General features: G+C 68.9%; 16 protein-coding genes. 9 read left to right on the forward strand and 7 right to left on the reverse strand.

Going from position 1 to position 22,640, the window contains the following annotated elements:
• Positions 1–62: 62 nt before the first annotated feature.
• A complete protein-coding gene (locus VD964_RS17360) occupies positions 63–1,103 on the forward strand; it encodes a 4-(cytidine 5'-diphospho)-2-C-methyl-D-erythritol kinase (protein WP_324869764.1) in 1,041 nt (346 codons plus the stop codon).
• Between the two features lie 16 nt (positions 1,104–1,119).
• On the opposite strand, the gene VD964_RS17365 is transcribed toward VD964_RS17360, so the two are convergent.
• From VD964_RS17365 to VD964_RS17375, 3 genes are all read right to left on the reverse strand, one after another.
• Positions 1,120–1,434 (reverse strand): hypothetical protein, encoded by a 315-nt coding sequence (locus VD964_RS17365; protein ID WP_324869765.1) that lies wholly within the window; start codon positions 1,432–1,434, stop codon positions 1,120–1,122.
• 5 nt (positions 1,435–1,439) lie between these two features.
• Positions 1,440–2,501 (reverse strand): ABC transporter substrate-binding protein, encoded by a 1,062-nt coding sequence (locus VD964_RS17370; RefSeq protein WP_324869766.1) that lies wholly within the window; start codon positions 2,499–2,501, stop codon positions 1,440–1,442.
• Positions 2,502–2,604: 103 nt separating this feature from the next.
• Positions 2,605–3,837, reverse strand: a complete 1,233-nt coding sequence (locus tag VD964_RS17375) for a Bcr/CflA family multidrug efflux MFS transporter (protein ID WP_324869767.1) — start codon at positions 3,835–3,837, stop codon at positions 2,605–2,607.
• A 289-nt stretch (positions 3,838–4,126) separates the two neighbouring features.
• On the opposite strand from VD964_RS17375, the gene VD964_RS17380 reads away from it, so the two are divergent.
• Positions 4,127–5,122 carry a BMP family ABC transporter substrate-binding protein gene (locus tag VD964_RS17380; RefSeq protein ID WP_324869768.1) on the forward strand — a complete coding sequence of 332 codons (996 nt, stop codon included), beginning with the start codon at positions 4,127–4,129 and terminating at the stop codon, positions 5,120–5,122.
• Between the two features lie 30 nt (positions 5,123–5,152).
• On the opposite strand, the gene VD964_RS17385 is transcribed toward VD964_RS17380, so the two are convergent.
• Positions 5,153–6,346: a pentapeptide repeat-containing protein gene (locus tag VD964_RS17385; RefSeq protein WP_324869769.1), complete on the reverse strand. Its 1,194-nt coding sequence runs from the start codon at positions 6,344–6,346 to the stop codon at positions 5,153–5,155.
• 278 nt (positions 6,347–6,624) lie between these two features.
• On the opposite strand from VD964_RS17385, the gene msrB reads away from it, so the two are divergent.
• The 3 genes from msrB (at position 6,625) to VD964_RS17400 (ending at position 8,501) form a co-directional block, all read left to right on the forward strand.
• Positions 6,625–7,056: a peptide-methionine (R)-S-oxide reductase MsrB gene (gene msrB / locus VD964_RS17390; RefSeq protein ID WP_324869770.1), complete on the forward strand. Its 432-nt coding sequence runs from the start codon at positions 6,625–6,627 to the stop codon at positions 7,054–7,056.
• A 241-nt stretch (positions 7,057–7,297) separates the two neighbouring features.
• A complete protein-coding gene (locus VD964_RS17395; protein WP_324869771.1) occupies positions 7,298–7,861 on the forward strand; it encodes a hypothetical protein in 564 nt (187 codons plus the stop codon).
• 13 nt (positions 7,862–7,874) lie between these two features.
• Positions 7,875–8,501: a hypothetical protein gene (locus VD964_RS17400; RefSeq protein ID WP_324869773.1), complete on the forward strand. Its 627-nt coding sequence runs from the start codon at positions 7,875–7,877 to the stop codon at positions 8,499–8,501.
• Between the two features lie 13 nt (positions 8,502–8,514).
• Here the strand turns inward: VD964_RS17400 and VD964_RS17405 are convergent, their stop codons facing one another.
• Positions 8,515–9,210 carry a response regulator gene (locus VD964_RS17405; RefSeq protein WP_324869774.1) on the reverse strand — a complete coding sequence of 232 codons (696 nt, stop codon included), beginning with the start codon at positions 9,208–9,210 and terminating at the stop codon, positions 8,515–8,517.
• A gap of 206 nt (positions 9,211–9,416) precedes the next feature.
• On the opposite strand from VD964_RS17405, the gene VD964_RS17410 reads away from it, so the two are divergent.
• Complete coding sequence (locus VD964_RS17410; protein WP_324869775.1) at positions 9,417–10,838, forward strand: PLP-dependent aminotransferase family protein; 1,422 nt, start codon at positions 9,417–9,419, stop codon at positions 10,836–10,838.
• Positions 10,839–10,846: 8 nt separating this feature from the next.
• Here the strand turns inward: VD964_RS17410 and VD964_RS17415 are convergent, their stop codons facing one another.
• Positions 10,847–14,362, reverse strand: a complete 3,516-nt coding sequence (locus VD964_RS17415; protein ID WP_324869776.1) for an ATP-binding protein — start codon at positions 14,360–14,362, stop codon at positions 10,847–10,849.
• A gap of 108 nt (positions 14,363–14,470) precedes the next feature.
• On the opposite strand from VD964_RS17415, the gene VD964_RS17420 reads away from it, so the two are divergent.
• Positions 14,471–15,535 (forward strand): amino acid ABC transporter substrate-binding protein, encoded by a 1,065-nt coding sequence (locus tag VD964_RS17420; protein ID WP_324869777.1) that lies wholly within the window; start codon positions 14,471–14,473, stop codon positions 15,533–15,535.
• Positions 15,536–15,766: 231 nt separating this feature from the next.
• Positions 15,767–17,482, forward strand: coding sequence for an MFS transporter (locus VD964_RS17425; protein ID WP_324869778.1), 1,716 nt, complete (start codon positions 15,767–15,769; stop codon positions 17,480–17,482).
• Positions 17,483–17,588: 106 nt separating this feature from the next.
• Here VD964_RS17425 and VD964_RS17430 read toward each other — a convergent pair whose 3' ends face one another.
• Complete coding sequence (locus VD964_RS17430; protein ID WP_324869779.1) at positions 17,589–18,770, reverse strand: hypothetical protein; 1,182 nt, start codon at positions 18,768–18,770, stop codon at positions 17,589–17,591.
• A 254-nt stretch (positions 18,771–19,024) separates the two neighbouring features.
• On the opposite strand from VD964_RS17430, the gene VD964_RS17435 reads away from it, so the two are divergent.
• Positions 19,025–22,522, forward strand: coding sequence for a PAS domain-containing hybrid sensor histidine kinase/response regulator (locus VD964_RS17435; RefSeq protein ID WP_324869780.1), 3,498 nt, complete (start codon positions 19,025–19,027; stop codon positions 22,520–22,522).
• Positions 22,523–22,640: the final 118 nt, after the last annotated feature.

The following is a 22,640-nucleotide window of genomic DNA, read 5'->3' on the forward strand; positions in this document are numbered from 1 at the left end:
CTGCGGGGCCAAGGGTGCGACACAGGGCGCGTCGTCGCGCGCCCGCCAGCGGATTGGAGCTTATGACCGGCATTCCCATCACCGAGGCCGCCCCGGCCAAGCTGAACCTGTACCTGCACGTCACCGGCCGGCGCGCCGACGGCTATCACGAGTTGGACAGCCTCATCGCCTTCGCCGAACTTGGCGACACCATCACCCTGACGCCGGGCGCCGCAAGGGTGGCGCTGCGCGGCGCCGACCTGCCGCCTGCCGGGCCGCGGCTGGCCATCGCCGGCCCCTTCGGCCCGGTCCTGATGGGCGAGAACCCGGCCAGCAATCTGGTGATGCGCGCCGCCCATGCGCTGGCCGCCCGGCTGGGGCGTCAGGCCGACGTGATGATCGCGCTGACCAAGGCACTGCCGGTCGCGTCCGGCATCGGCGGCGGGTCGGCCGACGCCGCCGCCTGCCTGCGGGCGCTGGCTCGCCTGTGGGGCATGCCGGCCGGCGATCCGGCGCTGTTCGCGGTGGCCGCCGGGCTGGGCGCCGACGTGCCGGTCTGCGTCGCCGGGCGCAGCTGCTATTTCGGCGGCATCGGCGACGTGCTGGACGAGGCACCGGACCTGCCGGAAACCCATTTGGTTCTGGTCAACCCGAACGTGCCGGTGCCGACGCCTGCGGTGTTCAAGGCGATGGCCGTCGCAAGGGCGGCGAACGGCGCCGGATTCTCCGCGCCTGCCCGCTTCACCCGCAAACCGGCGGACGCCCGTGATCTGGCGGCGCTGCTGCTGGAGCGGACCAACGACCTCACCGCCCCGGCCCTGACGGTCGCCTCGGTGATCGCCGACGTGCTGGCGGCGTTGGAGCGCAGCGCCGGTTGCCTGCTGCCCCGCCTGTCGGGCAGCGGCGCCACCTGCTTCGGCCTCTATGCCACGGCGCAGCAGGCGGAGGGTGCGGCCAAGGCCATCGCCGCGGCGGAACCGGGCTGGTGGGTCAAGCCGACCCGCCTGCGCCCCACCCCGCCCGACGCCCCGATCCTGCCGCGCGACATCGTCGCCGATCCCGTCGCCGCCGTCCCGCCGCCGGCCGCTCCCTTCCCCGACACCGGCGGCTGGGGCGTGGGCTGATCGAGGCGAATGCGGCTCAGGCCCGCATGTAGCCCCAACCCTCCGCCTGCGCCTCGGCGATGTCGAGAACGCCGGCGGGCACCACCGTCAGCCCTTCCGCCGACCGGCCGGTCTTCGCCAGCGTGTTGCCGCAGACGCGCAGAAGCCGGTCGGTCTCCGCATCCGGGACGTCCAGTGCCGCCGCGACCGCGCCGGCATTCACCACGATTCGGACTTCGGCGTCCGGCCGCGCCTTCAGCAGGTTGCGGGCGTTGTTCCGCGCCCGCTCCAGCGCCGCCGGGGTGGGGGCGTGGATGACCAGACGCAGGGTGCCGTTCGGGGGCGGGGTCATCGCCGTCATTTCCCCAGGGCGGCATCGTGGAAGGACAGGTCGAACAGCGCGTCCACGTCGACCGGTTCGGTGATCTGGCCCAACGTCTGCTGAAACGCCTGCATCCGCTTGGTGGACTCCAGGATCACCCTGGGGTCGTCGACGAAAGTCGTCGCGTCGGAGGTCAGCGCCGCCCGCATCACGTCGCGCTCGACCAGGCCCTTGCCGATGATCTCCGTCACCAGCTCCGCCGTGCGGTCGGGATTGGATTTGGCGAAGGCGGTGGCGCGGATGTGCAGCTTGACCAGATCGGCGACGGCGGCGCGATTGCCGGCGATGGCGTCCTCCGTCACCACCAGGACGGCACCCGGCTGCTTGGGGAACATGGTGCCGGCCTTGGCGATGATGGCGGCATCCTGCAGGCGCGACTGAACAAGGGTCAGGATCGGCTCCAGGATCGAGGCGCCGTCGATGGCGCCGGTCAGCAGCGCCTGCTGCAGGGGCTGCTCGCCCATGCCGACGATCTCGACATCGTCCGCACCGATCCCGGCGACTTCCGCCATCCAATAGCGCAGCACCGTGTCGGGCACCGAACCGGCCGGCAGCGAGCCGATCTTGGGCAGCCGGCCGTTGGCCGCGCGGAAGGCCTTGATCCCCTCCGCCGGGCTGGCGGCACCGGCCATCGCCTTGGCCAGCGGCCCGCGACCGATCAGCGCCACCTGATCGATGACGTTGGCGGCGACGACCTTCAGCTTCACCCCCTTCGACCGCGCGATCATCGCCGGGCCGATGCCGACATAGGCAACGTCCAGCGTCCCCGACGCCAGCGCCTGGATCATCGCCGGACCCGACTGGAAGCTGGTGGTCTGCAGGGCCAGACCGACATCCTTCGCCCATCCCTCCCCCGTCAGCACATAGAGCTGGGTCATGGGAATGATCGGGATATAGCCGACACGCAGGGGCGTCGCGGCAAAGGCCGGCCGCGGCAGCGACGCAGCGGCACCGGCGGCGCCCAATGCGGCTGCACCGGCCAGCAGCCGGCGGCGGGCGATGGGAAGGGTGGTGTTGAAACGGCTGGTCGTCGGCATTGCTGTCTCCCTTTGCCGGGCAAAGCTAGCCCGCCCGGCTGGGAAACTCAATTCACAACATTCCGAAATGACACATCCCAGTATTCAACAAGAACTTTCTGTTTTACTGCTCGCCATGCTGCCGGCGACGGACGGGTCTGATCAGCCACAGGTTCAACACCAGGCTGACCAGGGCCGCGCCGCCGATCACCGCCGCCATCGGCAAGGCTGTGCCGTTGGCCATCAGCCCGACCGCCCAGCCCGACGCCGCGCCGATGCTGAACTGCAGCATGCCCGCGAGCGCCGACGCCGTGCCGGCCATTTGCGGGAAGGACTGCAGCGCCCCGGCCATGGAGTTGGCGAAACAGAAGCCGGTCAGCGACATGAACAGGAACAGGCAGCCGACCAGCCCCCACAATCCGCCCCAGCCGCTCGCCACGACGACGACCAGCAGGATCCCGCTCGCCGCCGACAGCCAGACGCCGGTCCGCAGTATGACGTCGGACCCGAAGCGCATCACGGCGCGGCTGTTCAGCGTGTTGACGATGATCATGCCGACGATGTTCAGCCCGAACAGGAAGCCGTAATTCTCCGGCTGCACGCCGAACAGCTCGATGTAGACGAAGGGCGAGCCGGAGATGAAGGCGAACATCCCCGCATAGATGAAGGACGATCCCACCGCATAGCCGAGATAGCGGCGGTTGGTCAGCAATGTGCGGTAGGATTCCGCCAGCACCATCGGGCGCAGGCTGGTGCGCCGCGTTTCGGGGTGGGTTTCCGGCAGGGTGGCGAGCGCCAGCATGGCGATGACGCCGAAAGCCGCCTGGGCCCAGAAAATCCAGCGCCAGTTCGCCCAGATCAGGATCTGCCCGCCGATCAGCGGGGCGATGATCGGGGCGGCGCCCATCACCAGCATCATCATCGACAGCACGCTGGCGGCGCGGTCGCGTTCGAACACGTCGCGGATCATCGCACGGACCAGAACCGGGCCGGCGCACGCCCCCACCGCCTGCACGAAGCGCCAGGCGGCCAGATGGCCGACATCGGTGGTCAGCGAGCAACCGACGCAGCCCACGGCATAGAGCAGGATGCCGGTCGCAACCGGGATCCGCCGGCCGAACCGGTCGCTCAACGCCCCCCACAGCAGCTGCCCCACGCCGAAGCCCAGGAAGAAGGCCGACAGCGTCCATTGCACCTGATCCTGCGGTGCGTGCAGGTCACGCCCGATCTCCGGCATGCCGGGCAGATACATGTCGGTACCCATCGGACCGAACGACATCAGCACGCCGAGCGCCGCGATGAAGAAGGGGCTTTCGGCAGGCAAACGGGAACGGACGGCGGCAAGGCGCGCGAGCATCAGCAAATCCGAATAGAAAAAGGGGGGGAACCGGCCGGACGGAGTCCGCAGTCTCTAAGCTGATCCGTCACCCGCCATGCGCAAAGTCCCGTCTTGTCATGGCTGCCTTGACCGATGCGCGACGGGCCGAAACCGCGACAATCCGGACTTTGGCCGGTTTGCCGCCCGATCCCGGGAGTCGGCCATTCGGCCGCGGCTTGCGGCGCAACAAAATTCTGGTTCCGTTAAAGGAGCCGTGGCTAGAATTGAGGCCGAGTACCGGGTTTTCCACCCAGCTGAAGGCCGTGCCATGCCGCACCTCAACCGCCGGTCGGTCCTGTCCTGCGCCGCCGCCGGGGCCACCCTGGCCCTGCTGCCACGGCACGCGCAGGCGGAGGCCGTACGGCCGGGGCTGGTCTATGCGGCGGGACAGAAATTCGACAAGAGCTTCAACGAAGGCGCCTTCGCCGGGGCGGAGCGGTTCAGGTCCGCCACCGGCATCCCGGTCGTCGAATACCTGCCGTCCAATCCGGCCCAGTTCAATCAGGGGGTTGCATCCCTGCTGCGGCGGGGCGTGACCGATCTGGTCGCCATCGGCTTCTACTATGCGACGCCGCTGGCCCGGCTGGCCCCGGCACACCCGGCGGTGCGCTTCACCCTGGTCGATGCGGTGGCGGAGGCGCCGAACATCCGCTGCGTCACCTTCAAGGAGCAGGAGGGCGCCTTCCTGGCCGGCGTGCTGGCGGCGCTGGTGTCCAAGACCGGAACCATCGGCTTCATCGGCGCGCTGGACATCCCCTTGATCCGCAAATTCATCGCCGGCTTCGAACAGGGTGCGCGCCACGCCCGGGGCGACATCCGGGTGGTGGTGAACTTCGTCGGCACGACGCCCGCCGCCTTCAACGACCCCACCGCCGGCGCGGAGGTGGCGCGCAGTCAGTTCCAGCGGGGAGCCGACGTGGTCTTCGCCGGGGCCGGCGTGTCGAACTTCGGCATCTTCGCCGCGGCAAGCGACGCGCGCCGGCTGGCCATCGGCGTCGACAGCAACCAGAACTACCTGTATCCCGGCTCCATCCTCACCTCCATGCTGAAGCGGGTGGATCTGGCGGTGGACTCGACCTTCCAGGCGGCGCTCCAGGGGCGATGGAGCGCCGGCACGGTGGCGCTGGGGCTGGCGGAGGGAGCGGTCGATTACGCGCTGGACGAAAACAACCGGGAGCTTCTGACCCCCGCCATGCTGGACGCGGCCGAGGCGGCCCGCCGGGCCATCATCGCCGGCCGAATTCCCGTGGCGGACGGCAGTTGAACCGGCGGTCGATCCGAAGTCGGGGCAGGCTCAGGCCGGCGCCTCGCAAGGCTGCCAACCGAGGGCGGCGGACAGATCGGCCCCCTTCAGCGTGGCGAAACTTGTCTTGATAGCGGTCAGGTCGGTGCCGCGCAGAACCACCCCGGCAAGGCTGGCGTCGCGCAGGTCGGCCCCGGTCAGCCGCGCCTTGGCGAAGCTGGTCGGCCACAGGCGGCTGCCGTCGCCGCTGAGGTCGACCTTGCGGAACTTGGCCCGCCACAGCTTGGCGCCGGCCAGATTGGCGCCCTCGAGGTTGCAGCCGGACAGGTCGGCGCTGGTGAAATCCGCATCGCGCAGGTCGCTGTAGGATAGATCGGCCATCATCAGCTTTGCGCCGGAGAAATCCGCCCCGCGCAGCCCGCAAAAGCGCATCACCGCCCCGCACAGCAGTTGGTTGGCGAAATTGTAACCGCGCAGGTCGACGCGCTGAAGCTGGATGCGCTCCCCGCCCTTGCCCAGCTTCTCCACCCAGATCTGATGCTCGGCGATCAGGTCGGTCATCCGCGCCGCGGTGGTGGTCAGCCCGGTTCCGTCCACATCGACGCCGTGCCGCTCCAACGCCACCCGCAGTTCCTCGTTCAGGCGGGCGCCGCACATCAGCACGCCGTCCAGCGTCGCCTTGCGCATGGTCGCGCCTGTCAGGTCCGCCCCGATCAGGATGGCGCCGCTGAGGTCGCTGCCGCTGAAATCGGCACCGGACAGGTCGCTGCCGCTGAAATCGCACTGCGCCATCCGGCAATCGGTCAGGATCGCCTTGGTCAGGCTGCAGCCGACGAAGGTCGTGGTTCCGTCGCTGTTGCCGGCGGCCCGGAACTCGCCGGCGTCCAGCACCATGCCGCGGCGCAGGTCGGCGCCCTGCAGGTTGGCGTTCTGCAGCTTCGCACCGTCGACCCTGGCCCCGCGCAGATCGGCGCCCTGCAGCTGCGCGCCGGTCAGGTCGGCCTTCGACAGGTCGGCGCCGTAGAGATCGGCCTTCGACAGCACGGTGCCGACCATCCGCGCCCGCGCCAGGCTGGCACCCGTCAGCTTGGCGCCCGACAGATTGACGCGGTTGAGGCCCAGCCCGGCCAGATCGTAAAAGCTGAGGTTGGCGCGGCGCCCCCGTCCGGCCGGGTCGCGCAGCAGCCATTGCTGGTGCCGCACCAGCGCGTCGCGAACCGCCCGAAGGTAGCGTTCATCCGTCATGCGGCGCGTCGATGCCCCGGCACTGCCGTCCCGGACACGCTGTCCCGGACTGTTGGCAATCGGGATGTTACCGAAACCGATTCAATTTCGAAAGGCATGTCCCCTCGAACCTTCGCCAGACCGGCAAGAATCTTTTGTCGCAGCCTCAGATACGGTCCGACATAGGACCGCCGCCATCACAGCCGCGTGATCGCCCTCCCGACCCGCTTGGGCCGGCGGCAAGTCCGACCAATATAGTGGGTCTGGAACACCGACCACCATCAGCGGAGACCGGCGGCATGCCCGAATCGGACAAGAACAATACGGCCCAGAACACCACGGACAAGAGCGAACAGGACTGGAAGCAGGAGCTGTCGCCCAACCAGTTCAAGGTTCTGCGCGAACACGCGACCGAGTATCCCGGCACCAGCCCGCTCAACGACGAGAAGCGCCGGGGCGTCTACCGCTGCGCCGGCTGCGGACAGCCCCTCTATGCCAGCGATACCAAATACGAGAGCGGGTCGGGATGGCCGAGCTTCTGGGAGCCGATTCCCGGAGCGGTGGAGACCACCACCGACTACAAGCTGGCCTATCCGCGGACCGAGGTTCATTGCGCCACCTGCAAAGGCCATCTCGGCCATGTCTTCGACGACGGGCCGCAGCCGACAGGGAAGCGCTACTGCATGAACGGCGTCGCCATGACTTTCGTGCCTACGGAAAAGTCCGGCTGACCCGCAGAACTATGACCGGGCGCCGGAGTCCTTTGCCCGATCGGCGTCTGGTCATAAACCCTCCCAAAAAAGGCGGGTTTACCCCTAATTGAGCTAAAAATGACAACCTTGGCCCAGAGCGCGATGGTATGATCTGCCCCCGTGCGGCGGGTTGTCGCGAGGGCATCGCGACCCTCCGCCGTCCATGGCACCATGCGTCGTCGAAGCGGCGCGGGCATTCGGTGCGGCTGGCGGAGGGCGAATGGTCATTTCGGCCGAGTTCCTGGGGATGCTGCTTCTGATCACCAGCGCCGCCGCGCTTGGTCTGTCGATCGTGGTCGATGTCGGCCGCGTCAGCGCCGAAAAGGCGCGCGAGGCGATGAACCAGAGACAGTACGACAAGAAGCGCGCCGCGCTGGCCGAATGGCGCCAGAAGACGGAGCGCAAGCGCGTCGACGTCACCACCCTGCAAGCCCGCCTGACCGAATTCAACGGCCGCCGCCAAAAGGCGCTGACGGAGTTGCGGGCGCTGGAATTCTCCAAGATCGAACTGGTGCACGAACTGGGCGACCAGGATTCCGACGGCGACGTCTACTGGGCGCAGTTGGCGGTCGGCTCCAATTTCAACGAACTGGATCGCAAGGACATCGTCTTCTCGCGCCAGATCTGGGAGTACCGCAACGTCGCGCACATCACGGCGCCGTCGGCCGAACAGGCGCACGGCACGGTGCGGACCAGCTTTTCCCAGCGCAACGGCCTGATCAGTTCGCCGGTGGTGCCGCTGGCGCTGGCTCCCGATCCCGAGGTGGAGGCGACCGCAGCATGATGGGAACGGCTTGATGACCGGCATGATGCTGTATTTCGCGCTTGGCCTGATGGTGCTGACCGTCCTGTCCAACCGCTATTGGCGCCGCCAGCTGACCCTGACCCGGGTCGCCATGTCCAAGTTGAAGGAGAAGGTGGACGACGTGACCAAGGAGGTCGCGGACGTCGCCTCCGACTATGCCCAGCTGGCCCACCACCATGCGGAAATGGAAAAGCGCGTCCAGAAGGCGGAAATCGACATGCAGGCCGCCATCCTGGAGCTGGACCAGAAGAAGGGTGCCGCCATGCAGCGCTACTTCGTGTTCGACCGGAACGAGCCGCGCCCCGGCCGCTTCTGGGAGGTCGCGGTGCGCTTCCACCCGACCGCGGTCAGCTTCGCCGACCAGCGCGGCCATCGCGGCTGGTCCGGCATCCGCCGTTTCCTGCTGATCGCCGACGGCGAACGTGACGCGCGCGAGCGGGTGGCTGCCCGTTACCCCCGGAAGGCCGGCTTCGAAATCCTGGAGGTTGCCGGCTGCCGCCTGAACGGGCTGACGGTCAACCGCATTTCCGAACTCAGCACCTTCCGCAAGCCCGGCAAGCCGGAGGAGGAAGCCGCCGCCGCCCGTCCGCAGCGCCGGACCTCGCCCGCCCAATCCTGAGCGGCGTGCGCGATCAGTCCACCGCAGCCTGGAACATGTACCCCATGCCGTGGACGGTGACGATGCGGGTCGGGTCGGCGGGATCGGGCTCCACCACCCGGCGCAGGCGGCGGACCAGCCGGTCGATGGAGCGGTCGTAGGGTATCGAGTCGCCCCGCAGCGTCAGGTCCAGCAGATCGTCGCGGCTCAGCACCCGCCCCGGATTCTCGACGAAGGCGGCCAGCAGTTCGAATTCGGCCGAAGTCAGCCGCGCATCCTCGCCTTCGGGGTCGCGCAGGCGGCGCTTGTCCAGATGCAACTCCCACCCGTCGAACCGCTTCACCCGCCCGCCCGCCGGCTTGGTCGGCTTGGCGATGCGGCGCAGGAGGCTGCGGGTGCGGGCCAGGATTTCCCGCGGTTCGAATGGCTTGGTGATGTAGTCGTCGGCACCCAGTTCCAGCCCGATCAGCCGGTCCATCCGGTCGGACCGGCCGGTGATCAGGATGATGCCGATGTTGGAGGTGGCCCGCAGTTCCCGCGTCACCGCCAGCCCGTCCTTGCCGGGAAGCCGGATGTCCAGCAGAAGCAGGTCGATCCGCCCGCGCGCCAGCAGCGCCGACAGCTGATCGCCGTCGCGCGCCAGCATCACCCGATACCCCTCGCCTTCCAGATAGGCCTTCAGGGTCTCGCGGGTGATGGGATCGTCGTCGACCACCGCGATGGTGTTCATTGTCCCCCGTGACGGAGTCCGATGGCCGGCGGATTGTCTGCCGGCCCCTCATAGCAAGGCTATCGGTTCCGCCAACCGGATACAAGGTGGAGCACACGGGTCCTCCCAAGCGGCATCCGTCGATTGTGCGGCGCACCAAGAGCCAGCAAATAGGGACAATCGCGCCGAACTTGCCAGATCGAGGGGACAATGCCACATTTGTACTCATGACAAATTGGACCCCGAACCTGGAGGGCCGCGCCGGCCCGCTCTATCGCGTTATCGCCGACGCGCTGGCCGACGACATCGCGGAGGGTGCGCTGCCGGTCGGCACCCGCCTGCCGACCCACCGCGACCTCGCCTTCCGGCTCGGCGTCACGGTGGGAACGGTGACGCGCGCCTATACGGAAGCGGAAAAGCGCGGCCTGATCGGCGGCGAGGTCGGACGCGGAACCTTCGTGCAGGGCCAGCGCCCGCCGGCGACACCCCTCCCGCTCGGCTGGCCACCGGCCGGAGAAACGTCCGCCGGGGAGGCGGGAACCGGCTCCACAATCGTCAACATGACCACGGTCCACCCCGAACACGCCGTCGCGGTGCAGGCCTTCGGCCAGACGCTTGCAGCGATCGGCGCCTCCGGCCGTGCGGCGGCGTTGATCGGCTACGGCCCGCATGCCGGGCTGCCCGACCATCGCACCGCCGTCGCCGCCTGGCTGGAGCGCCAGCACCGGGTGCAGGCGACCGCCGACTCGGTGCTGCTGACCACCGGGGCGCAGAATGCGCTGGCGGTGGCGCTGGCTGCCGTCGCCCGCCCCGGCGACGTCATCCTGGCGGAACGGCTGACCAACATCGGCACCAAGGCGCTGGCGGCCACCCAGGGCTATCACCTGGAAGGGGTGGCCATCGACGAGCATGGGCTGGTACCCGACGCCTTCGACAGCGCCTGCCGCCGGCTGGGGCCGAAGGCGGTCTATCTGGTGCCGACCCTGCAGAACCCGACGGCGGTGGTGATGCCCGCCGCCCGCCGCCGCGAGATTGCCGAGATCGCCCGCCGTTACGGCGTGATCCTGATCGAAGACGACGTGTTCGGCTTCATGGTGCCGGACGCCCGGCCGATCCAGACCATCGCGCCCGACATCACCCTGTATGTGTCGAGCGTGTCCAAGAGCCTTGCCGCCGGGCTGCGGCTCGGCTTCGTCGTCGCCCCTGCGGAACTGCGCTCCCGCGTCGAGACCGCGATCCGCGCCCTGCAATATTCCGCCCCCGCCCTGCCGGCGGAGGTGGTTGCACGCTGGATCCAGGACGGCACCGCCGACCGCATCGTCGCCACCCAGCGGGAAGAGGATTTGGCCCGCCAGCGGCTTGCCCGCTCCATCCTGCCGGCGGGGACCATCTACGGCAGTTCGGCGGCACAGCATCTGTGGCTGGTCCTGCCGGAGCCCTGGCGGCGCGAGGATTTCGTCGGCGAGGCGCGGCGCCGCGGCGTGATCGTCACCGGCGCCGATGCCTTCGCCGTGGGTCGCGCCAGCGCCCCCCATGCCGTGCGCGTGGGGCTGTGCATGCCGCGCAGCCGCGACGAGACCGCGCGCGGCCTGCGCGCGCTGGCCGATGCGCTGGACGCACCGGCGGCGGCGATGCTGTCGATCGTGTAGGAACCGCCTTACGCCCCCTGCAGCATTCCCTGCACCGCGTCCATCGCCGCAAGCCCGCGGCTGAACACCGACTCCGCGGTCGCGGCGAGTTCCTGGGCCTCGACGCGGCGGCCTTCGCGCATGCCGTCCTCCACCGCGCGCATCAGGCCGACGAAGCGGGTCAGGCCGAAATGGCTGGCGGCCCCGGCCAGACGATGGGCGATGTCCTCGATTTCGTCGTCGGGCGTATCGGCGGCGGTCAGGCGGGGCAACCCCTCCTGCGCGGAGTCCAGCAGCAATCCGCGGATGGTGGCGAAGCGCGCCGGGCCGAGGGACCGGATATAGCGTTCCAGGATCTCGTCGCTCACGTCCTCCTCGACCACCACCGGCGGGCGGGGGGGGATCGCAACGGCGACCATGTCGCCTCCTGTGTCCTCGCCATTGCCATCCCCGCGCGAGGCGACGGCGTTCGACAGCAGATGCATCAGCCGTTCCGGGAAGATCGGCTTTTCGATCACCGCGTCGATGCCGGCGGTGAGATAGCGGGCACGGTCGGCAGCGAAGACGTTGGCGGTCACTGCGACGATCGGCACCGCCGCCCGGTCGGTATCATCGAAGGCCCGGATGCGGCGCGCCACCTCCGGCCCGTCGATGTCGGGCAGGCGGATGTCGAGCAGTACGGCGTCGAAGCGTCGCCGGGCCGCCAGTTCCAGCGCCTTCTCCCCCGTCTCGGCGATGGTGATGCGATGGCCGGCGTCGGACAGCAGGCCAAGCGCCACCTCCCGGTTGATCGCATCGTCCTCCACCAGAAGCAGTGCCAGCGACCGTACCCGGCTGATCGGCAGAAGCCGGCCGGGCCGCCGCGCCGGCAGGGCGGACTCCTCCACCCGCTGCAGGGGGATGGTGACGGTGAAGACGCTGCCCAGCCCAACCGCGCTGTCGACGCGGATGCTGCCCTGCATGGCGTCCAGCAGGTGCCGCACGATGGCGAGCCCCAGCCCGCTGCCGCCGAATCTCCGGGCAATGGTGGGATCGGCCTGTTCCAGCTTCTCGAAGATGGCGGCGCGGCGTTCCGGCGGCACCCCGATGCCGGTATCACGCACAGCCAGTCGCAGCATTTCTCCGGAGCCGGAACGTTCCGGCCCCGGTTCGATGTCGACGCGCAGATCGACCCCGCCGCGTTCGGTGAACTTCACCGCGTTGCCGACGAGGTTCACAAGGATCTGGCGCAACCGCTGGCGGTCGACCACCACCAGTTCCGGCACCTCCGGCGCGATGTCGAGGTCGAGATCGATTCCCTTCTCGTTCGCCAATCCTTCCACTGTCGCAACGACCTCTTCCAGCACCGGCAGCAGGGCGCAGGGCGCAGGATCGAGGTCGAGCTTGCCGTCTTCGATCTTGCGCAGATCGAGGATGTCGTTGACCTGATCGAGCAACCCGTGGCCGCAGCGCATGATCGACATGGCATAGCGCCGCTCGCCCGCATGCAGCTGCCCGGTCAGCAGAAGCCGGCACAGGCCGAGGATGCCGTTCAGCGGCGTGCGCATCTCGTGGCTGACGGTGGCGAGGAATTCGGTCTTGGCGGCGTCTGCCCGCTCTGCCCTCTCCTTGGCCTGCCGCAACTCCTCCCGCGCCCGGCGCGAGGCGGTGATGTCGTTGGCGACGCAGATGATGCGGCAGCGGCCGTCGCCCGACCATTCGAAGGGATGGCGCTGCAGGGCGAAGACCGCGGTTTCGCCGTTGCGAGCCAACGCCAGCTCCTCCACGCCCAGCGAGCGCATGGAACCGGGATCGCCGCCGGCCAGCGCCCGTCCGGTCTCCGGCCCCAACACCTCGGCCAGGGTGCGGTCCTCGATGTCGGCGCGGCGGGTGCCGAAGCAATCCTCCGCCGCCCGGTTCCACAGCACGACGCGGCCGGTATCGCCCTCCAGCACGTAGAGCACGCTCGGCACATTGTCGATCACGGCGTCCAGGAAGGCCTGGGTCCGGCGCAGCAGCTCCTCCGCCTCGCGGCGGCGGGTGATGTCGACCACCGAACTCAGCAGCACCTCCTCCCCCTGGAATTCGAAGGCGATGCCGGACAGCAGGCCCCACAGCCGGCGGCCGGTGCGGGTCACCAGCTCCGTCTCGACGTCCAGCGCCAGGCCGCTGTCGAAGACGTCGCGGACGAACTCCTCGCGCACCGCCGGGACATACCAGACGGTGGCGGCCGGCCGACCCAGCAGTTCGCCGGCATCGGCGGCCTCGAACAAGTCGGCGGCGCGGCGGTTGACGAAGCGGATCTGGCCGTCGGCACGGCCCGAGATCACCAGCGGGACCGGCGCCGCCTCCAGCACCGTGCGCAGCCATTGCTCATTGCGGCGCAACGCCTCGCTCTTGTCCTCCGTCTCCTGGATGTAGAAGCGCAACGCGCGGGCCAGTTCGCCGATCTCGTCGGCACCGGTCGCCGGCACCTCCGCCCTGCCGCCCCCGGTGCGGTCGCGGATCGCCTCGCTGACAGCCCACAGACGGGCCAGCACCTTGCGTCGGACATACAGCACCGACAGCACCATCCCCAGCACCACCACCCCGACGGAGGCGAAGAACAGGCGGGTGTAGGTTGTCGATACCTCGATCACCTGCTGGCGGCTTTCCTCCGCCGCCTTGGTCTGCTCGACGAAGATGCCGGTGTTGAGGCCGGTGTTGACCAGCGACACCTGATTGGCGCGGTCGACCAGCCCGTTCAGAGCTTCCGACGCCTGCAACTCGGCCTGCCGCTGGCGGAAGACGGAGCGGTCGCCCTCCACCACCGCGCGCATGCCCTCGGCCAGCCGGGTCAGCCGGTCGGATACGCCATCGACAGACACCCCCGGTACCGATGTGGCGAGGCTCTCCAGCTGCGCCGCCGCGCCGTCGGCCAGCCGGGCCAGGGCGAAGCTGTTCTCCGCCTGATGGACCGACGCGATCAGGAACAGAAGCCGCTCGGCCATCGCCAGCCAGCGCTGAACACCCACGTCCTCGACCCCGCGCAGCCCCGGTTCCGCCAGGGCATCGGCCATCCGCCGCACGTCGCGGGTGCGGTCGGCCAAGGCACGGCGGGCGGCGACGCGGGCGGTCACGCCGCGGTCGATGGCGTCGCGCAGCCGCAGGATCTCGTCACGCTGCTGCTTCAGCCCGGCGATCCGCCTTGCCTGGGGCACGTCGGAAGAGTCCATCTCCGCCAGCAGCCGGTCATAGCCGTCCAGCTGGTCCGCCAACCCCTGCTTGATGGTTTCGCGGCCGAAATTGTCGTCCGACAGGGCCAGTTGTTCCAGGGTCCGCATGATCCGCTGGTGCTGGCGCTCCAGCTTGGCGGAGGCGACCACGGCCGGAAACTGCTCCGACGTCACCTTGGTGATTCCGGCATGCAGGCCGTCGAAGGCGATGTAGGCGCCAAGCCCGATCAGGAAGGCGACCAGACCATTGAAGGCGAGCGCGCCGAACAGACGTGCGCCGACGCCGATCCTCACCACGCCCGCCTTGCCGGCTTCGGACCTGCCGGCCTCCGACTTGCTGCCGCCCGCCATTCCCAATCCCGCCAGTCCCGTCCAGACGCCCAGCCCCGACGCCCCCAATCGTTTGCGCGGTGCCGTCGGCAGCGTATCATAGCGGCGCCGTAGGATAAGGGGAGAAGGATGGGGCCGAAGCCTGTTGCCGCCGCGCTGGGACTGATTCTGGCGCTCGTCCCGGCGCTTGGCGGAGCCGCCGCGGCGCAGCCGGACGCACAGCCCATGCCGAACGGCGACCGACCCGTCCTGGCGGAAATCGAGCGGCGGGGGGTGGTTCGCTGCGGCGTGTCCTTCAATCCCGGCTTCGCCGCCAACGACGACAGCGGGCGGCCGGTCGGCTTCATGGTCGATCTGTGCCGGGCGCTGGCCGCCGCCGTCCTGGGCAAGGCCGACGCCGTGGAGATCCGCCGCCTGTCCAAGCCGCAGGAATTCGACGCCGTCGCCGCCGGCGAGGTCGACGTGTCCTTCGCCCAGACCTCCTGGACGCTGACCCGCGACGCGACCTATGCAGTCGATTTCGGCCCGCCGGTGTTCCACGACGTGCAGGGGATCGCCGCGTGGCGCCTGCCCGACGGCCGGTCGGCATTGGACGGAACGGAGCTGACGGTCTGCGTCCCCGCCGGAACCACCACCCAGGCCGAGTTGGAGGCGCTCGTGGCCGGCGGAAAGCGGCCCTGGAAGCTGCGGAGCTTCCCCGGCTGGCCCGATGCGCTGGAGGCCTTCCTCAGCCGCGACTGCGCGGCGCTCAGCGCCGACCGGGCCCTGCTGACCACCGCGCTGCATATGCTGGAGTCGCCTAGGGAAGCGCTGGAGATCGCCGACGCCCCTCTCCCGTCACGCGAGCCGTTGGCGCCGCTGACGCCGAACACCGACCGCATGTGGATGGCGGCGGTACGCTGGACCATCTATGCGCTGTTCCTGGCCGAGGATGCCGGCGTGACCGGCGCCAACGCCAATTTCCAGCGGATCACCGGCGGCAGCGAGATGCGGCGCCTGCTGTCCGGCCTGCCGGAGGTCGCGGCGAAGGCGGGCCTGCGTCCGGACTGGGCCTATCAGGCGGTGGTGCAGGTGGGAAATTACGGCGAGATCTTCGAACGCAATCTGGGCGCCCGTTCTCCCTTCAAGCTGGACCGCGGACCGAACCGGCCCTGGACCCAGGGTGGAATGCTCTACGCACCCGTATTCCAGTAGGTGTCACCGTTCGGGCGGAGGCGTCGCACCTGTCCAAAAGTTCACTGTAGCCCAATACCGCAACGTCTGATACCCCCGACCATGGTAGGGGGTGACGCGGATAATTCGGTAAGCACACTATCGGTTAGAAAACCAACGGGCGGGCTCGGTCATCAGTCCATACGACCGGAATGCACCGCTCGCTAAAAACCAACCGATATGCATGACTATTCACTTGGGAGGGTGAAGACCATGGCCTATGCGGCTTCGTCGGGCGATGCCGTCCGACCGATGACGGGCGAGGAGAAGAAAGTCATCTTCGCGTCCTCGCTCGGGACCGTTTTCGAGTGGTACGACTTCTATCTCTACGGTTCGCTCAGCGCGGTCATCGCCGCGCAGTTCTTTTCCGGGGTCAACCCGACCGCGGGCTTCATCTTCGCGCTGATGGCCTTTGCCGCCGGCTTCGCCGTCCGGCCCTTCGGCGCCCTGGTCTTCGGCCGTCTCGGCGACATGATCGGCCGCAAATACACCTTCCTGGTCACCATCCTGATCATGGGCGTGTCGACCTTCATCGTCGGTATCCTGCCCAATTATGCCACCATCGGCATCGCCGCCCCGATCATCCTGATCGTCCTGCGCCTGCTGCAGGGCCTGGCGCTGGGCGGCGAATATGGCGGCGCCGCGACCTATGTGGCCGAACATGCGCCGCACGGTCGCCGCGGCAACTACACCTCCTGGATCCAGACCACCGCGACTCTCGGCCTGTTCCTGTCGCTGCTGGTCATCCTGGGCTGCCGCGTGTCGATGACGGCGGAGGATTTCAACGCCTGGGGCTGGCGCATCCCCTTCCTGATCTCCATCGTGCTGCTCGGCATCTCGGTGTGGATCCGCCTGATGCTGAACGAATCGCCCGCCTTCAAGAAGATGAAGGAGGAGGGCAAGCACTCCAAGGCGCCGCTGACCGAATCCTTCGGTGAATGGAAGAACCTGAAGATCGTGCTGCTCGCCCTGTTCGGCCTCGTCGCCGGCCAGGCGGTGGTGTGGTACACGGGCCAGTTCTACGCCCTGTTCTTCCTGACCCAGACGCTGAAGGTCGACGCCCAGGCGGCCAACCTGATGATCGCGGCGGCCCTGCTGATCGGCACGCCCTTCTTCGTGATCTTCGGCACGCTGGCCGACAAGATCGGCCGCAAGCCGATCATCATGGCCGGTCTGCTGCTCGCCTGCCTGACCTACTTCCCGCTGTTCAAGGCCATCACCCACTACGCCAACCCGGCGCTGGAGGAAGCCATCGCGACCTCGCCGGTCGTCGTGATCGCCGATCCGAACGAATGCTCGTTCCAGTTCAACCCGGTCGGCACCAGCCAGTTCACCAGCTCCTGCGACATCGCCAAGAGCGCACTGGTCCGGCGCGGCATCCCCTACACCAACGAAGCGGCCCCGGCCGGCACCGTCGCGTCGATCAAGGTCGGCAGCACGGTCATCCCCAGCTACACCGCAACCCCGCAGGCCAGCACGACCGTGTCGCTCAGCCACGGCCCGACCGCCTCGCATGCGCCGACCGACACCAAGGCTGCCGGCGCCGCCTTCGACAAGGGCCTGGGCGATGCGCTGAAGACCGCCAACTATCCGCCGAAGGCCGATCCGGCCCGCATCGACACGGTGATGGTCGTCGCCCTGCTCACCGTCCTGGTCATCTACGTGACGATGGTCTACGGCCCGATCGCCGCGATGCTGGTGGAGATGTTCCCGACCCGCATCCGCTACACTTCGATGTCGCTGCCCTACCACATCGGCAACGGCTGGTTCGGCGGCTTCCTGCCGACCACCTCCTTCGCCATCGTGGCGGCGACCGGCGACATCTACTCCGGCCTCTGGTACCCGATCATCATCGCCGCCGCGACCCTGGTGATCGGCCTGCTGTTCGTCCGCGAAACCAAGGACGTGGACATCTACCAGCATGATTGAACAGGGTTCCGCCTGAGCAGATCATAATCCGGCAAAAGGAAACGGGCGGAGGGGATGACCCTCCGCCCGTTTGCCGTTCGGACCGTGGCTGAAGCCGGCAGACCCGTCAGGCGATCGACAGCGTCGCCTGCTGCTGCAGGGCATCGGCCGACGCGAAGGCCGTGCCGGTGCTGGTGCCGAGCGGTGCGGCGCTGCGGCCCTCCTCATAGCCCTGGGCGACGTAATGGGCGGTCGCCGCCTGCAGGTCGCCGCCGAAGGCCGCCTGCAGGTCCGGATAGCGCGCCAGATAGGCGGAGGCGTCGAAGTCCAGGCTCCGCCCCTCGTTCCGACCATAGGTCGCGTAATGCAGCGCCGCCGCCGTCGGATCGCTGCCGAAGGCCTGGATCAGGTCCGGGTTGGCCGCCAGATAGCTGGTGGCGTCGAAGTCGGCCTGCCGGTTCTCGTTGCGGCCGACCTCGATGTAGTGGCGGGTCGCCTCCGCCGTGTCGGTGCCGAAGGCCGTGGCAAGGTCGGGGTTGTCGGCCAGATAGCCGGCGGCGTTGAAGGTCAGGGCGCGCCCCTCGCTCCAGCCGAAGGACCGATAGTGGTCGAAGGCGTCGTCGCTTTCGGTGTTGTAGACGGCGGCGAGATCCGGATTGGCCGCGAGGTAGGACAGCGCGTCGAACACCGGGGCGGTGGCGCTGGCGACCGTCTGGTCGGTGTACTGGATGAACTCGACGTTGGTCATCCGGTCGTAGCCGCCGGCGTCGATCACATAGATCTCGCCGTTGTGCTTGACGGCGCCGCTGTTTGCGAGCGATGCGCTGCGAGCGACCGTGTCGATCCCGTCGCTGCCGTCGATGATGTTCACGCCGCTGCCGCCATCCAGCAGATCGTCGCCCATGCCGCCGTTGATGGTGTCGTCGCCGGCATAGGCGCGGATCGTATCGTTGACGTCCGACCCGGTAAGGCTGTCGTTGCCGCCCAGCAGCGCGGCGCGGATCTCCGCGGGATCGGTGCCGGCGGCCTCCCAGCCCAGCGCCGTCGCGACCGGCAGGTTCAACTGCGACACCGACAGGCCGGGGACGCCGTTCGTCGAGTTGGTGACGCTGGAGATGGTGCCTCCGGTCAGGGTCTGGCCGGCGGCGTCATAGGTGAAATTGCCGCGGAAATCGGTGGACCGGCCGTCGGCATAGTTGATGACGAGCTGGTTGGCTGTCGCCAAGGCAACCGTGCCGCCCCGAATGCCCGTAACCCCGAGATCGTCGGTGTTGATGCTGGTCTGGGAACCGGCGCTGACCGATACCATTCGGACTCTCCTTAACCTTGCGTGTTCGATCAAAGGCCTCAAAGCCCAGCAGAAAGAACAACGGAGGACCGAATGTGTCCCGGTATCTCCGGGCGTGCGGTCGGACGGCCCCCTTTGCCCCCCTCGGTGGCGGGGCCATTCTTTTGCGCGGGGTCGAAGGTGGGAGCCGAACGGCGGCGCGGCGCCGGCGCGCGCTCTGTGATAGGCTGGCGCCCGCAGGGAGAGAAAATCAAAAGCGGGATGCGAAAAGCCCCATGGAAAGCTGGTTCATCCTGGCCGCATCGATGGCCTATCTGCTGTCGCTGTTCGCCATCGCGTGGTACGGCGACCGGACCGGCGACCAGGGCGCCGAGCGGCGCACGCCCTGGCTCTATGCGCTGAGTTTCGGGGTCTACTGCACCTCCTGGACCTTCTACGGCGCGGTGGGACGGGCGGCCACCGGGGGCTTCTACTTCCTGCCGATCTATATCGGACCGATCCTGATGATCGGATTGGGCTGGCCGGTGCTGGCCCGCATCGTCCGGGTGGCGAAGTCGGAGAACGTCGTCTCCATCTCCGACTTCCTGTCGGCCCGCTACGGCAAGAGCCGCAGCCTGGCCGCTCTCGTCACCGTCGCCGCGGTGATCGGGCTGCTGCCCTACATCGCCCTGCAGCTGAAGGCGATCAGCGTCAGTTTCGAGATTCTGGCCGGGGCGTCGCTGGGGACCGACCTGAACCAGATGCCGGGCGGGACCGCGCTGATGGCGGCATTGCTGATGGCGGCCTTCGCCATTCTGTTCGGCGTGCGCAGCGTGTCTGCCAACGAACACCACCGCGGCCTGATGATGGCCATCGCCGCGGAATCGGTGGTGAAGCTGGCGGCGGCGCTGGCCGTGGGCGGCGCCATCGCCTATTCGGTCTTCGGCGATCCGGCCACCTTCTTCGAAGCGGCGGCGAACCATCCCGGCTTCCTCGACCTGATCCGGCTGGACAGCATCGGTGCCGACTGGTGGGTGGCCTGCCTCTTGTCGGCGCTGGCGATCCTGTGCCTGCCGCGCCAGTTCCACGTCGCGGTGGTGGAGAACACCCATAACGGCGACGTGCGGTCGTCGGCCAAGCTGTTTCCCGCCTATCTGGTCGCCATCAACCTGTTCGTGCTGCCGGTGGCGCTGGCCGGGCTGATGCTGTTCCCGGACGGCACGACCAATGCCGACACCTTCATGGTCTCCATCCCCTTGAGCCAGGGCTGGCCGTGGCTGGCGCTGGCCGCTTTCATCGGCGGCCTATCGGCGGCCACCAGCATGATCCTGGTGGAGATGGTGGCGCTCAGCACCATGATCTGCAACGACGTCGCCGTGCCGCTGCTGATGGCGTTGCGCCCCGACGACCGGCGGCTGCGCGACGACCCGGCGGGGATCCTGCTGCTGATCCGCCGGTCGGCGGTGATCGTGCTGGTTCTGCTGTCCTACGGCTGCTACCGGCTGATCGGCCCGGCCTTTCCGCTGGCGACCATCGGCATGATGAGCTTCACCGCGGTGGCGCAGTTCGCCCCCGCCCTGCTCGGCGGCCTGATCTGGAGCCGCGCCAGCCGCAGCGGCGCCTTCGCCGGCATCTGCGCCGGCTTCCTCGGCTGGGCCTACACCATGCTGCTGCCGTCCTTCGCCGATGCGGGATGGCTGGCCTCCAGCGCCTTGCGCGAGGGGCCGTTCGGCCTGACCGGCCTCAGCCCGGTGGCGCTGGCCGGCATCGCCGGCATCGACCCGCTGACCAATGCCGCGCTCTGGAGCCTGGGGCCGAACATCCTGCTGTTCGTGCTGGTCTCTCTGCTGACCCGGCCGTCGACGCTGGAGCGCCAGCAGGCCGCGCGCTTCATCAGCCTGCGCCGCTCCGCCGACGGAGAGGCCACCGGGCCGCGCGGCGCCACGCTGGCCGACCTGCACGACCTTGCCGTTCGCTATGTCGGGCAGGCGCGCGCCGACGCTGCCTTCTGCCGCTTCACCGGGGTGGAGGACGGCGATCTGCGCACCGCGCTGCTGACCCGCACCGATGGTGAGGCGATCCAGTTGACCGAGCGGCTGCTCGCCGGCGCCGTCGGCTCCGCCTCGGCCCGCGTGGTGGTCGCCGGCCTCCTGTCCGACCGCCGGCTGTCGCGCACCGATGCGCGCTCCATCATCGACGAGGCGTCGCGCGCCATCCTGAAGCAGCATGAGTTGCTGCGCGCCACCGTGGAGAATGTGCCGCAGGGCATCGCCGTGTTCGACGAGGATTGGCGCGTCGCCACCTGGAACAACCAGTTCCTGGTGCTGCTGGACCTGCCCGACGGCTTCGTCCAGGTCGGCACCTCGCTGCAGGAGATCGTCGGGCTGATCGCGCGGCGCGGCGAATATGGCCGCAACGGCGAGATCGAAACCCTGCTGGAGCGCCGTTCCGACCCGCGGCGACGCAACAAGCCCGACGTCTACGAGCGGGTGCGGCCTGACGGCACGGTGCTGGAGATCGCCACCAACCCGATGCCGGGTTCGAAGCCCGGAGGGGGCGGGTTCGTCGCCGTCTACACCGACGTCACCGAACGCCACCGCGCCGCCGCCGCCCTGCGCGAAGCCAACGAAACGCTGGAACGCCGCATCGAGGAGCGCACCCACGCCCTGTCGGAAGCGAAGGCGGAGGCCGAGCGCGCCAATCGCGGCAAGACCCGCTTCCTTGCCGCCGCCAGCCACGACCTGCTGCAGCCGCTGCACGCCGCCCGCCTGTTCCTGTCCGCCCTGGCCGAACGCAACGGCGACAGCGCCATCCGACAGATCGACGCCTCGCTGCGGTCGGTGGAGCAAATCCTGGGCGACCTGCTGGACGTGTCCAAGATCGACAGCGGCGTGGTGAAGCCGAACCCGGTGCCGATGCGGATCGAGGAACTGCTGAAGCCGCTGGGCGAGGAGTTCACCGTGCTGGCGAGCCGCCACGGTCTGGGGCTGCGGGTGGTCGACTGCTCCGCCATCGTGCACAGCGACCCGACGCTGCTGCGGCGCATCCTGCAGAACTACCTCGCCAACGCCGTGCGCTACACCCGCACCGGCCGCATCCTGCTGGGCTGCCGCCGCCGCGGGAATTTCCTGTCGATCGAGGTGTGGGACACCGGCCCCGGCATCCCCGAGCACAAGGTGCCGGAAATCTTCATGGAGTTCCGCCAGCTCGACAACGACGCCGACGACCGCGGCAAGGGGCTGGGCCTCGGCCTCGCCATCGTCGAGCGTCTGGCCGGCATCCTCGGCCATACGGTGCAGGTGCGCTCCAGGGTCGGGCGCGGCAGCGCCTTCTCCGTCCTGGTGCCGCTGACCGACGAGCCGGTCGCCGCCCGCGCCGTGGTGGTCCGCCCGCGCGGCCGCGACCTGAGCGGCGTGCTGGTGCTCTGCCTGGAAAACGAGCCCGCCATCGCCCGCGCCACCGAGGATCTGCTGTCGAGCTGGTCCTGCCGCGTCGTCACCGCGGCGGCGCCCGACCTCGCCCTGGCGAAGCTGGGGGGGCGCATGCCGGACGTGATCCTGACCGACTACCACCTCGACCGCAGCCTGACCGGGGTGGAGGCCTTGGCAACCCTGCGCGCCGCGTTGGGCAGCGACCTCCCCGCCGCCGTCGTCACCGCCGACCGCGACGCCGCCGTCCGCGAGGACATCGAAGCGGCGGGCTGCCGCCTGCTCTACAAGCCGGTGCGTCCGGGCGCGCTACGGGCGCTGCTGGGGCAGTTGCTGGCGGAGGGGCAGCGGATGGCGGGCGACTGACGCGCCATGCCCCCTCCCTAACCCTCCCCCACCTTCGGGTGGGAGAGGGGACTGCCGCCGCACGCCGACAAAGCTACTGTCCCCTCTCCCGCGATCGGACCGGCCTCTGGCCGGCCGA

Source organism: Azospirillum sp., assembly GCF_035628975.1.
GTDB lineage: Bacteria > Pseudomonadota > Alphaproteobacteria > Azospirillales > Azospirillaceae > Azospirillum.

What these genes read in the sequence shown, in the direction of transcription:
- VD964_RS17385 (WP_324869769.1), bottom strand. Translation starts at nt 6,346, where the DNA reads ATGACGGATGAACGCTACCTTCGGGCGGTTCGCGACGCGCTGGTGCGG.
- VD964_RS17425 (WP_324869778.1), top strand. Translation starts at nt 15,767, where the DNA reads ATGGCCTATGCGGCTTCGTCGGGCGATGCCGTCCGACCGATGACGGGC.
- VD964_RS17405 (WP_324869774.1), bottom strand. Translation starts at nt 9,210, where the DNA reads ATGAACACCATCGCGGTGGTCGACGACGATCCCATCACCCGCGAGACC.
- VD964_RS17380 (WP_324869768.1), top strand. Translation starts at nt 4,127, where the DNA reads ATGCCGCACCTCAACCGCCGGTCGGTCCTGTCCTGCGCCGCCGCCGGG.
- msrB (WP_324869770.1), top strand. Translation starts at nt 6,625, where the DNA reads ATGCCCGAATCGGACAAGAACAATACGGCCCAGAACACCACGGACAAG.
- VD964_RS17370 (WP_324869766.1), bottom strand. Translation starts at nt 2,501, where the DNA reads ATGCCGACGACCAGCCGTTTCAACACCACCCTTCCCATCGCCCGCCGC.
- VD964_RS17400 (WP_324869773.1), top strand. Translation starts at nt 7,875, where the DNA reads ATGACCGGCATGATGCTGTATTTCGCGCTTGGCCTGATGGTGCTGACC.
- VD964_RS17375 (WP_324869767.1), bottom strand. Translation starts at nt 3,837, where the DNA reads ATGCTCGCGCGCCTTGCCGCCGTCCGTTCCCGTTTGCCTGCCGAAAGC.
- VD964_RS17430 (WP_324869779.1), bottom strand. Translation starts at nt 18,770, where the DNA reads ATGGTATCGGTCAGCGCCGGTTCCCAGACCAGCATCAACACCGACGAT.
- VD964_RS17420 (WP_324869777.1), top strand. Translation starts at nt 14,471, where the DNA reads ATGGGGCCGAAGCCTGTTGCCGCCGCGCTGGGACTGATTCTGGCGCTC.
- VD964_RS17365 (WP_324869765.1), bottom strand. Translation starts at nt 1,434, where the DNA reads ATGACCCCGCCCCCGAACGGCACCCTGCGTCTGGTCATCCACGCCCCC.
- VD964_RS17360 (WP_324869764.1), top strand. Translation starts at nt 63, where the DNA reads ATGACCGGCATTCCCATCACCGAGGCCGCCCCGGCCAAGCTGAACCTG.
- VD964_RS17415 (WP_324869776.1), bottom strand. Translation starts at nt 14,362, where the DNA reads ATGGCGGGCGGCAGCAAGTCGGAGGCCGGCAGGTCCGAAGCCGGCAAG.
- VD964_RS17410 (WP_324869775.1), top strand. Translation starts at nt 9,417, where the DNA reads ATGACAAATTGGACCCCGAACCTGGAGGGCCGCGCCGGCCCGCTCTAT.
- VD964_RS17395 (WP_324869771.1), top strand. Translation starts at nt 7,298, where the DNA reads ATGGTCATTTCGGCCGAGTTCCTGGGGATGCTGCTTCTGATCACCAGC.
- VD964_RS17435 (WP_324869780.1), top strand. Translation starts at nt 19,025, where the DNA reads ATGGAAAGCTGGTTCATCCTGGCCGCATCGATGGCCTATCTGCTGTCG.